This window comes from Rhodococcus sp. (in: high G+C Gram-positive bacteria) (assembly GCF_049299235.1).
GTDB lineage: Bacteria > Actinomycetota > Actinomycetes > Mycobacteriales > Mycobacteriaceae > Rhodococcus.
Genome location: NZ_JBAQXC010000165.1, coordinates 1 through 11,072 on the forward strand (window position 1 = coordinate 1; position 11,072 = coordinate 11,072).

10 protein-coding genes are annotated in these 11,072 nt (G+C 68.5%); all 10 read left to right on the plus strand.

Annotation, left to right across the window (positions count from 1 at the left end):
- Positions 1–1,164, plus strand: a 1,164-nt coding sequence (locus tag WAX14_RS10125) for a dihydroxyacetone kinase (RefSeq protein ID WP_422627953.1), incomplete at its 5' end; no start/stop codon positions are given.
- Between the two features lie 58 nt (positions 1,165–1,222).
- Entirely contained in the window at positions 1,223–3,562 is a 2,340-nt protein-coding gene (gene recG, locus WAX14_RS10130; protein ID WP_422627954.1) for an ATP-dependent DNA helicase RecG, read from the plus strand.
- Positions 3,563–3,775: 213 nt separating this feature from the next.
- On the plus strand, positions 3,776–7,177 hold the full coding sequence (locus tag WAX14_RS10135; protein ID WP_422627955.1) for a pyruvate carboxylase: 3,402 nt from the start codon (positions 3,776–3,778) through the stop codon (positions 7,175–7,177).
- Positions 7,174–7,740 (plus strand): 16S rRNA (guanine(966)-N(2))-methyltransferase RsmD, encoded by a 567-nt coding sequence (gene rsmD / locus WAX14_RS10140; RefSeq protein WP_422627956.1) that lies wholly within the window; start codon positions 7,174–7,176, stop codon positions 7,738–7,740. Before WAX14_RS10135 ends, rsmD begins: the two co-directional genes overlap by 4 nt.
- A complete protein-coding gene (gene coaD, locus WAX14_RS10145; protein WP_422627957.1) occupies positions 7,737–8,228 on the plus strand; it encodes a pantetheine-phosphate adenylyltransferase in 492 nt (163 codons plus the stop codon). The genes rsmD and coaD overlap by 4 nt, the downstream gene beginning before the upstream one ends.
- A 152-nt stretch (positions 8,229–8,380) precedes the next feature.
- Positions 8,381–9,139 carry a DivIVA domain-containing protein gene (locus WAX14_RS10150; RefSeq protein ID WP_422627962.1) on the plus strand — a complete coding sequence of 253 codons (759 nt, stop codon included), beginning with the start codon at positions 8,381–8,383 and terminating at the stop codon, positions 9,137–9,139.
- A 107-nt stretch (positions 9,140–9,246) separates the two neighbouring features.
- The gene (locus WAX14_RS10155; protein ID WP_422627958.1) at positions 9,247–9,861 is read left to right on the plus strand and encodes a YceD family protein; all 615 of its coding nucleotides are present in this window, start codon (positions 9,247–9,249) and stop codon (positions 9,859–9,861) included.
- A 2-nt stretch (positions 9,862–9,863) separates the two neighbouring features.
- Positions 9,864–10,046 carry a 50S ribosomal protein L32 gene (gene rpmF, locus WAX14_RS10160; RefSeq protein ID WP_422627959.1) on the plus strand — a complete coding sequence of 61 codons (183 nt, stop codon included), beginning with the start codon at positions 9,864–9,866 and terminating at the stop codon, positions 10,044–10,046.
- Positions 10,047–10,059: 13 nt separating this feature from the next.
- Complete coding sequence (rnc, locus tag WAX14_RS10165; protein ID WP_422627960.1) at positions 10,060–10,836, plus strand: ribonuclease III; 777 nt, start codon at positions 10,060–10,062, stop codon at positions 10,834–10,836.
- Positions 10,837–10,842: 6 nt separating this feature from the next.
- On the plus strand, positions 10,843–11,072 hold a 230-nt coding region (locus WAX14_RS10170; RefSeq protein ID WP_422627961.1), incomplete at its 3' end, for a DNA-formamidopyrimidine glycosylase family protein.

The window sequence follows — 11,072 nt, forward strand, 5'->3', positions numbered from 1 at the left end:
GTCACTCAACTCGACGTTCTCGCCGAGGCCGGTGTCGTCGATGCCGGGGGACTGGGCCTGCTGATCCTGCTCGACGCGCTGGTCGAGGCGGTCACCGGGCAGCGGCCGGACCGGCGCCTGACGCTCACGACCAGGCCGGTGCCGCCGATGCGCTCGGTTACCACGCCGGGCACCGCCCGGGCCACCACGCCGGGCACCGCCCGGGCCGACAGCACGCACCTTCACGACAGCGACTCGCAGGACTACGAGGTCATGTACTTCGTCGGCGGCTCCGACGAGGCCCGTGTGGAGATGATGCGGACGCGACTCGACGCGCTCGGCGACTCCGTCGCGGTGGTGGGCGACGGCTCGGACACGTGGTCGGTGCACGTGCACTGCTGCGACCCCGGCGCCGCGGTCGAGGCAGGTCTGGCGGCAGGACGTCTCCGGCGCGTGGAGATCACCTGCTTCGCCCTCGACGCGGTCCGAACGGTCGGGTGCGACGGCACCCGGCAGTCACCGTCCACGTCGGGACGGGCCGTGCTCGCCGTCGTCGAGGGCGACGGTGCGGCACGCTTGTTCGAGGCCGAGGGTGCGGTCGTCGTCCGGGCCGATCGCCCGATGACCATTCCGGGGCTCCTCGACGCCATCCACGCGGTCGACGCTCCCGAAGTGCTGGTGCTGCCCAACGGTTCGCTCAGCGACCAGAACCTCGTCGCGGTCGGGGCCGCGGCCCGCGACGACCATCGGGTGGTGATGTTCCTGCCGAGTCGATCGATGGTGCAGGGGCTCGCGGCCCTCGCCGTGCACGACGCGGGACGGGAATCCGTCGACGACGCGTTCACGATGACCGAAGCGGCCGCGAGCACCCGGTGGGGTTCGCTGCGCATCGCCCAGGAACGCGCTCTGACCTGGGTGGGTACATGCGAGCCGGGCGACAGTCTCGGCCTGGCCGGTCACGATGTCGTAGTCATCGAGCATGATCTGGTGGCAGCGGGCGCGTCGCTTCTCGACAAGGTCCTCGCCGCGGGCGGCGAGCTCGTGACGATGCTTGTCGGATCCGACGCTCCGCAGGGCCTCACCGAACAGCTGGCCGCGCACCTCGACACGCACCACCCCGAGGTGGAGGTCGTGGTGTATCACGGGGGGCAGGGCAGCGACCTGCTGCAACTCGGTGTCGAATAAGAACCGCGCCGAGTAGACACCGCACCGAACCGGAGCGGAAACGGGCGAAAGGACGGCAGTGGCGACACTCGCGGACCGACTCGATCATCTTCTCGGACGCAAGACCGCCGATGCCCTGTTCGATGCGTTCGGCATGGCCACCGTCGAGGATCTGCTGCGCCACTATCCGCACCGCTATGCGACGCAGGGCGCCGAACTCGGCGACGCGCAACCGGAAGAAGGCCAGCACGTCACGATCATCGCGCGTGTCGAGAAAGCCGACGAGGTGCGGATGAAGAGCAGGCCCGGAACCAGGCTCGCCGTGGTGCTGGTCTCGGACCGGCAGAAGATCGACGTGACCTTCTTCAATCCGCACAAGGTCAAATACAACATCAAACCGGGCGTGCGCGGCATGTTCTCCGGCACCGTCAAGTACTTCAGGGACAAGTGGAGCCTCGCCCACCCCAGCTACGTCATCCTCCCCGAGCCTCGGGACGCCGAGATCGGGGGAGCAGTCGCTCCCGCCCGGGTCCGCGGTGCCGGCGCGCTGGCCGGGATGGCCCGCAGCGCGCAGGGCAGCGACGGCATCGACATGTCGATCTTCGATCGTGCGCTGATCCCGCTGTACCCGGCGACCCGTGAGGTCGAATCGTGGACGGTGATGCGGTGTGTGCGGCAGATCCTCGACCAGCTCGAAATCGTCGACGATCCGCTGCCGGACCGGGTACGCCGCGACCGCGGCCTCGTCGGACTGGACGAGGCGCTGCGCACCATCCACCTGCCGGACACGAAGGAGCAGGTCACCGCGGCGCGGGCCCGGCTGCGTTTCGACGAGGCCACCGCACTGCAACTCGTACTCGCGCGGCGCCGACACGATGTGGCGGTGCGTACCGCGCCGGTCTGCGCGCGACGCGACGACGGTATCGCCGCGGAGTTCGATCGGCGGTTGCCGTTCGACCTGACCGCCGGGCAGCTCGCTGTCGCCGACGAGATCACCGCCGACCTGTCGGTGGCGCATCCGATGAACCGGTTGCTGCAGGGGGAGGTCGGCTCCGGCAAGACCATCGTCGCGTTGCGGGCGATGCTGCAGGTCATCGACTCGCAGCACCAGTGCGCACTGCTCGCGCCGACCGAGGTGCTCGCCGCTCAGCACGCCCGGTCGCTGGCGTCGATGCTCGGGGATCTGGCCGCGGCCGGTGAAATCGGTGCGCACGCGCTCGCCACCAAGGTGACCTTGGTGACCGGATCGATGTCGACTGCCCGGAAGCGGCAGGCGCTGCTCGACGCCGTCAGCGGCGACGCGGGCATCGTCATCGGCACCCACGCGCTGATCCAGGAGGGGGTGAACTTCGCGGATCTCGGTCTCGTGGTGGTCGACGAACAGCACCGCTTCGGTGTCGAGCAACGCGACGCACTGCGCAACCGTGGCCGCGACGGCGCGAGCCCGCACGTACTGGTGATGACCGCGACCCCGATTCCACGGACCATCGCCATGACCGTCCTCGGCGACCTCGAGGTGTCCACCCTCACCGAACTGCCGCGCGGGCGCTCGCCGATCGTGAGCCGGGTCGTGCCGGCGAAAGTGCATCCGAGCTGGGTCGAGCGCGCGTGGGAACGGATCGGCGAGGAGGTCGAGCAGGGGCGGCAGGCGTACGTGGTGTGTTCGCGCATCGGGGAGGACGACGCCGACGGCGGCACCGACGCCGACGCAGCCGGGGACTTCTTCATCCTCGAGGACGCCGAACTTGCCGCGAAGGGCGGTGCCGCGAAGCGCGGCGGCAAGAAGGGCTCACGAGCCGAGGTACCGGAGACGAAGTCGGTGCTGCAGCAGTACGCGGAACTGTCCACCGGACCGCTCGGGAACCTGCGGGTCGGATTGCTGCACGGCCGGTTGCCGTCGGACGAGAAGGACGCGGTGATGCGCGACTTCGGCGCCGGGAACATCGACGTGCTGGTGTGCACGACCGTCGTCGAGGTCGGTGTGGACGTGCCCAACGCGACGGTGATGGTGATCGTCGATGCCGACCGGTTCGGTGTCAGCCAACTGCACCAGTTACGTGGTCGGGTCGGGCGTGGCGGCCATCAGGGTTTGTGTCTACTGATCACCGACAGTCGCCCCGGATCGCAGGCGATGATGCGTCTCGATGCGGTGGCCGCGACCACCGACGGATTCGCGCTTGCGCAACTCGACCTGCAGCAACGGCGTGAGGGCGACGTGCTCGGGGTCGCACAGTCCGGTACCGCGTCGACACTGCGGTTGCTCTCCCTCGTCGACGACGTGGAGGTCATCGCCGCGGCCCAGGCGTTCGCGCGGGCGGTGACCGACGCGGACCCGGGGCTGGCTGCACATCCAGGGCTCGCGCGGATGGTCACCGCGGCCCTCGCCAACGATCGGGTCGAGTTCCTCGAGAAGTCGTGAGGCCACCGAGGGTGCCGGTCGGTGCGCTCGGGTAACGTTCTGCGCACGCTCGGCCGGATCCGGTTGTGAGGTAAAAACGAGCGCACTACTTGTATTACCCGCGAGTTACCAACCCGGGAACTGCATCGTTTCAGTTCCGGCTGCCGGTCCCGCCATCCCAGAATGTGGAACAGGTGGGCAAATCGGGGTGTTTCGGCGCGGTACCGTCGTCCAATGTTCTCGAAAGTGCTTGTCGCCAACCGTGGCGAGATCGCGATCCGCGCGTTCCGTGCCGCCTACGAACTGGGTGCCGGAACCGTCGCGGTGTTCCCGTACGAAGACCGCAAGTCGCTGCATCGACTCAAGGCCGACGAGTCGTACCAGATCGGCACCGAAGGCCACCCGGTCCGCGCGTACCTGTCCGTCGACGAGGTCGTCTCGGCCGCGCAGTCCGCCGGTGCCGACGCGGTCTACCCCGGCTACGGTTTCCTGTCCGAGAATCCGGACCTGGCCGCGGCGTGCGCGGCAGCGGGCATCACCTTCATCGGCCCGCCCGCCGAGATCCTGGAGTTGACCGGCAACAAGGCCCGCGCGATCGCCGCGGCCGAGGCCGCCGGTCTGCCGGTGCTCGCCTCGTCCGCACCGTCCTCCGACGTCGAGGCACTGCTCGCCGCCGCCGAGAACATGGAATTCCCGGTGTTCGTCAAGGCCGTCGCCGGTGGCGGCGGACGTGGCATGCGCCGGGTCGCCGAACGCAGCCAACTCCGGGAATCCATCGAGGCGGCGTCACGGGAGGCCGACGCCGCGTTCGGTGATCCGACGGTGTTCCTCGAGCAGGCCGTCATCGATCCGCGGCACATCGAGGTGCAGATCCTCGCCGACACCCACGGCAACGTGATGCACCTGTTCGAGCGGGACTGCTCGGTGCAGCGTCGCCATCAGAAGGTGATCGAGTTGGCGCCGGCACCGAACCTGTCGGAGGAACTGCGGCAGAAGATCTGCTCGGACGCAGTCGCGTTCGCGAAGCAGATCGGTTATCAGTGCGCCGGGACGGTGGAGTTTCTGCTCGACAAGCAGGGCCGGCACGTGTTCATCGAGATGAACCCGCGTATCCAGGTCGAGCACACGGTGACCGAGGAGATCACCGATGTCGATCTGGTGCAGGCGCAGATCCGTATTGCCGCGGGTGAGTCCCTGTCCGATCTGGGGTTGTCGCAGGACACTGTGACGATCCGCGGTGCGGCGTTGCAGTGCCGTATCACTACCGAGGATCCGGCGAACGGGTTCCGTCCCGATACCGGCCGGATCACCGGCTACCGCACCCCTGGAGGTGCGGGTATCCGGCTCGACGGTGGGACGTCGGTCGGTGCGGAGGTTTCGGCGCATTTCGATTCGATGCTGGTCAAGCTGACCTGCCGGGGCCGTGACTTCGAAGCCGCGGTGGCGCGGGCCCGGCGCGCGGTCGCCGAATTCCGGATTCGTGGTGTCGCCACCAACATTCCGTTCCTGCAGGCGGTGCTCGACGACCCGGACTTCCGCGCCGGCAATGTCACCACGTCGTTCATCGAGGAACGACCGCAGTTGCTGACGCTGCGTTCCTCCGCCGACCGCGGCACCAAGATCCTGCGGTATCTCGCGGACGTGACCGTCAACAAGCCGCACGGCCAGCGACCGACCACGGTGTACCCGCACGACAAGTTGCCGGCGATCGACCTGACGGCCCAGCCGCCGACCGGTTCGCGGCAGCGGCTGCTCGAACTCGGCCCCGACGGCTTCGCCCGGGCACTGCGCGAGCAGAAGGCCCTCGCGGTCACCGACACCACCTTCCGCGACGCCCACCAATCACTGCTCGCGACCCGAGTCCGCAGCAAGGACCTGCTCACCGTCGCCGGGCACGTCGCGCGGATGACCCCCGAACTGCTGTCCATCGAAGCGTGGGGCGGCGCCACCTACGACGTGGCCCTGCGGTTCCTGCACGAAGACCCCTGGGAACGCCTCGCCGCACTGCGCGAAGCGATCCCCAACATCAACCTGCAGATGCTGCTGCGCGGACGCAACACCGTCGGCTACACCCCCTACCCGGAAGCGGTCACCCGCGCATTCGTGCAGGAAGCCGCGACCACCGGCATCGACATCTTCCGCATCTTCGACGCCCTGAACAACGTCGACCAGATGCGCCCGGCGATCGACGCGGTCCGCGAAACCGGCACCACCGTCGCCGAGGTCGCCCTGTCCTACACCGGTGACCTGTCGAACCCGAACGAAACCCTCTACACCCTCGACTACTACCTGAAACTGGCCGAGCAGATCGTCGACGCCGGCGCGCACGTGCTGGCGATCAAGGACATGGCCGGGTTGCTGCGCGCGCCGGCCGCCGCGACCCTGGTCACCGCGTTGCGTGCCAACTTCGATCTGCCGGTGCACGTGCACACCCACGACACCCCCGGCGGTCAGCTCGCCACCTACCTGGCGGCCTGGCAGGCCGGTGCGGACGCCGTCGACGGTGCGTCGGCGGCGTTGGCCGGTACCACCAGCCAGCCCGCCCTGTCGGCGATCGTCGCGGCCGCGGCCCACAGTGACGTCGACACCGGCCTGGATCTGCAGGCGGTGTGTGATCTGGAGCCGTACTGGGAGGCACTGCGCAAGGTGTATGCGCCGTTCGAGTCGGGGCTGCCCGCCCCGACCGGCCGGGTGTACACCCACGAGATTCCCGGTGGTCAGCTGTCGAACCTGCGGCAGCAGGCCATCGCGTTGGGTCTGGGTGACCGGTTCGAGGATGTCGAGGCCGCCTATGCCGGTGCCGATCGGTTGCTGGGCCGGTTGATCAAGGTGACGCCGTCGTCGAAGGTCGTCGGTGATCTGGCGTTGCACCTGGTCGGTGCCGGCGTGTCGGTCGACGACTTCGCCGCCGATCCCGGCCGGTTCGACATCCCGGATTCGGTGGTCGGGTTCCTGCGCGGCGAGTTGGGTACCCCGGCCGGTGGCTGGCCGGAACCCTTCCGCAGCAAGGCCCTGGCCGGTCGCGGCGAACCGAAGGCCGAGACACGGCTCGCACCGGAGGACGAGAAGGCGCTCGGTGGTGGCTCACTCGAGCGGCGCAGCACCCTGAACCGGCTGTTGTTCCCGGCGCCGACCCGCGAGTTCGAGGAACACCGCGAGATCTACGGCGACACGTCCGAACTGTCGGCGAACCAGTTCTTCTACGGTTTGCGGCAGAGCGAAGAGCATCGCGTCAAGCTCGACAAGGGCGTCGAGCTGCTCATCGGCCTCGAAGCGATCTCCGATGCCGACGAGCGCGGCTACCGCACCGTGATGTGCATCCTCAACGGGCAGTTGCGTCCCGTCTCGGTGCGGGACCGGTCCATCGCCTCGGAGGTTCCGGCCGCGGAGAAGGCCGACCGGAACAATCCCGGCCATGTCGCCGCGCCGTTCGCGGGCACCGTCACCCTGGTTGTCGGTGAGGGCGACAAGGTCGCTGCCGGTGACACCGTCGCCACCATCGAGGCCATGAAGATGGAAGCGGCGATCACCGCGCCGCGCGGCGGGTCGATCACCCGACTCGCGATCGGTGGGGTTCAGCAGGTCGAAGGCGGCGATCTACTGGTGGTCGTGGCCACCGAGGAAAGCGCCGAGTGACACGGATCGTCGCGGGCCGGGCCGGGGGGCGGCGCCTGAAGGTGCCGCCCCGCGGAACCCGGCCCACCTCCGAACGGGTGCGCGAGGCGCTGTTCAGCGCCCTCGACGCCCGGATGGACCTCGGCGGCGCCGCAGTGTTGGATCTGTACGCGGGGTCGGGTGCGCTCGGCCTCGAAGCCCTGTCCCGCGGTGCGGCACACGCGCTGCTCGTCGAATCCGACGCCAAGGCAGCGGCCGTGATCCGGCAGAACATTGCCGAGGTCGGATTGTCGGGAGCGGTGCTGCGTGCGGCGCCGGTGTCCGCGGTGCTGACCGGCACCCCGGACCGGGTCTACGACCTGGTGCTGGCGGACCCGCCGTACGCGGTCACCGAGGACGCCGTATCCGGCATGCTGTCCGCGCTCGTCGACGGCGGTTGGGTCGGTGACGGCTCGGTGGTCGTCCTCGAACGGTCCTCTCGGTCACCGGAAACGGCGTGGCCGGCCGGGCTGGAGGCGGGCAAGACCCGCAAGTACGGGGAAACCCGGGTCGAGGTCGCCACCTGCTACGGTGCTGACTCATGAGCAGCGCGGTCTGTCCCGGTTCCTTCGACCCGGTCACCAACGGACATCTCGATGTGATCAGCCGAACCGCACTGCAATTCGATGAGGTCGTCGTCACCGTGCTGATCAATCCGAACAAGCAGGGCATGTTCACCGTGCCGGAGCGGCTCGACATGCTGGCCGAGGCAACCTCGCATCTCGGGAACGTCCGCGTCGACGCATGGCAAGGGCTGCTCGTCGACTACGCGACGGCCAACGGCATCACCGCGATCGTCAAGGGGCTGCGTGGTGCCAACGATTTCGACTACGAGCTGCAGATGGCGCAGATGAACCACAAGCTGACCGGCGTCGACACCCTGTTCATCGCCACCAACCCGGCCTACAGCTATCTGTCGAGTTCGCTCGTCAAGGAGGTCGCGACCTACGGCGGTGATGTCGCGGACATGCTCCCCGCGGCGGTCCACGAGCGGCTGCTGGCGCGCATCGCCGAACGGGCCGCGGCGAAGTAGCCCCCGCCACGTCCGGCGAGCGACGCTCCGGGAACCCGGGCGCCGGATCGCCGACACGCCCGCACACGTCGCGTCACACCGTGCCGCCTGCGGCAGACTGGCAAGCGGCCACGGCCGCACCGGCCGGGCCGCGACGACGATTGGGGTTGGGCGTGTACCGGGTATTCGAGGCACTCGACGAACTTGTGGCGATCGTCGAGGAAGCACGCGGTGTTCCGATGACCGCGAGTTGTGTGGTGCCACGCGGAGACGTCCTCGATCTTCTCGACGACGTGCGCGATGCGCTGCCCAGCGAACTGGACGACGCGCAGGACGTCCTCGACCACCGCGACCGACTCGTCGGTGATGCCCGCGCGCTGGCCGACAAAACCGTCGGCGAGGCCGACGACGAGGCACGCACCCTGCTGGAGACTGCTCGGGCAGACGCGGATCGCATGCTCGCCGACGCGAAGGACCAAGCCGACCGGATGGTGCACGAGGCGCGGGCACATGCCGACGAACTGGTGCGTAACGCGCAGGTCGAAGCCGAGGACATCGCGCTCGACGGGAAACGGCAGTACGAGGCGGTGACCGGCCGGGCCCGCGCGGACGCGGACCGCATGATCGAATCGGGTCAGGCGTCCTTCGACCGCTCCGTCGCGGACGGTGAGGCCGAACAGGCGAGGCTGGTGTCGCAGGCCGAGGTCGTCCAGGTGGCGCATGCGGAATCGGCGCGGATCATCGACGGTTCCCATGCCGAATCGGACCGGCTGCGCACCGAATGCGACGAGTACGTCGACGGCAAACTCGCCGATTTCGAGGAGATCCTCACAACGACACTGCGATCGGTGGGGCGGGGCAGGCAGCAGTTGCGCACCGCCGGGGCACCCGACTACGCGGACGTGGACCGGCGCACCGAACGGCGCCGCTGAACCTCCGGCCGGGCGGATTTCCCCACGGCGTGTCCCGTCGCGTACCATTGGGGGGTTGCCCAATCCGATGAGGCGGCTTCGTGTCGTCGACCAGAAAGTGAGTTCCAGTGTCTACCCGTCATCACAGTGCGTCTCGCCCCGCCAGGGACGAGGGTCTCGTGCTGGACGTGATTTCCCTCGGCCGTCGGCCGGGTTCGATGCGTGAAGTGCACCGGGTCTTCCCGGCGCCGTCGCGCATCGGCCTCGACCTCGTGGCAATCGAACAGGGTTCGGACATGGAGCTCGATCTGCGGCTCGAGTCGGTGTCGGAGGGGGTGCTCGTGACGGGCACCGTCCGCGCCGGCACCGTCGGCGAATGCTCACGGTGTCTCGAGCCGTTCACCGATTCGGTGGAGCTGTATCTCACGGAACTGTTCGCCTACCCGAACAGCGTCACGGAACAGACCACCGACGAGGACGAGATCTACCGGATGGTGGACGACGAGATCGACCTGGAGCCGGTCGTCGTCGACACCGTCGGATTGGAGCTCCCGCTGCGACCGTTGTGTAGCGACGATTGTGCGGGACTGTGCCCCGAATGCGGCATTCGCCTGGCGATTGCGGAATCCGGGCACGGGCATGAAATAATCGATCCTCGCTGGGCTGGGTTGGCAGCTGCCATCGGCGCAGGATCCGAAGAACCCAGCAGTGCATCTGACAGCAAGATCAACGAGGAGAAGTAGACGTGGCCGTCCCCAAGCGCAGAATGTCGCGTTCCAACACCCGGTCGCGGCGCAGCCAGTGGAACACCACTGCGCCGACCCTCGTCACCTGCCCGAACCGTGGCTGTGGCGAAAAGAAGGTGCCCCACGTGGCGTGCCCGTCGTGCGGCACGTACAACGGCCGTCAGGTGACCGCTGCCGTCTGATCCGGCTGGCATCGTGACGAACAAGTCGATCAACGCATCGCCTGTGGGCGGCGAGGAGGATCACGCATCCCTCCTCGCCGCCCTCGGCGTGGCTCTGAGCCCCGACCTGCTGACACTGGCGCTCACGCACCGGTCGTACGCCTACGAGAACGGCGGATTGCCGACCAACGAGCGCCTCGAGTTCCTCGGTGACGCAGTCCTCGGCCTCACGGTCACGGAGAAGCTGTACCTGACGCACCCGGACCGGTCCGAAGGCGAACTCGCGAAGATCCGTGCGAGCGTGGTGAACATGCACGCGCTCGCGGAGGTCGCGCGGGATCTCGGTGACGGCGGGCTGGGTACGCACCTTCTCCTGGGTAAGGGCGAGGAACTGACCGGCGGCCGCGACAAGGCGAGCATCCTCGCCGACGGCATGGAATCCCTCCTCGGCGCCGTCCACCTCGAACACGGCATCGACGTCGCACGCGACGTCGTCCTGCGGTTGTTCTCCGATCTTCTCGAGCGTGGACCGCGGCTCGGCGCCGGTCTGGACTGGAAGACCAGCCTGCAGGAACTCACGGCGGAACGTGGTGCCGGCGTTCCCGTCTACGAGATTTCCGCGACGGGTCCCGATCACGACAAGGAGTTCACTGCGACGGTTCTCGTCGCCGGTTCCGCGTTCGGAACCGGTGTCGGTCGCACCAAGAAGGAAGCCGAGCAGAAGGCCGCCGCCACCGCGTGGCAGGCATTGACCGACGGCGCCGTGGCCGACGCCGACAGGTCCGGTGAACCGCACATCGAACACGACTGATCCGCGGTGCCCGAACTTCCCGAGGTCGAGGTGGTCCGTCGAGGCCTGCATCAGCACATCCTCGGTGCGACGATCGAATCCGTTCAGGTGCTGCACCCGCGTGCGGTCCGGCGGCACGAACCCGGGCCCCGCGACCTCGCGCTGGCGCTGACCGGGCAGTCGGTCGCGGCCGTGCCGCGGCGCGGCAAATACCTGTGGCTGGTGCTGGACCCGGCGGATCGGGCGCTCCTCGGGCA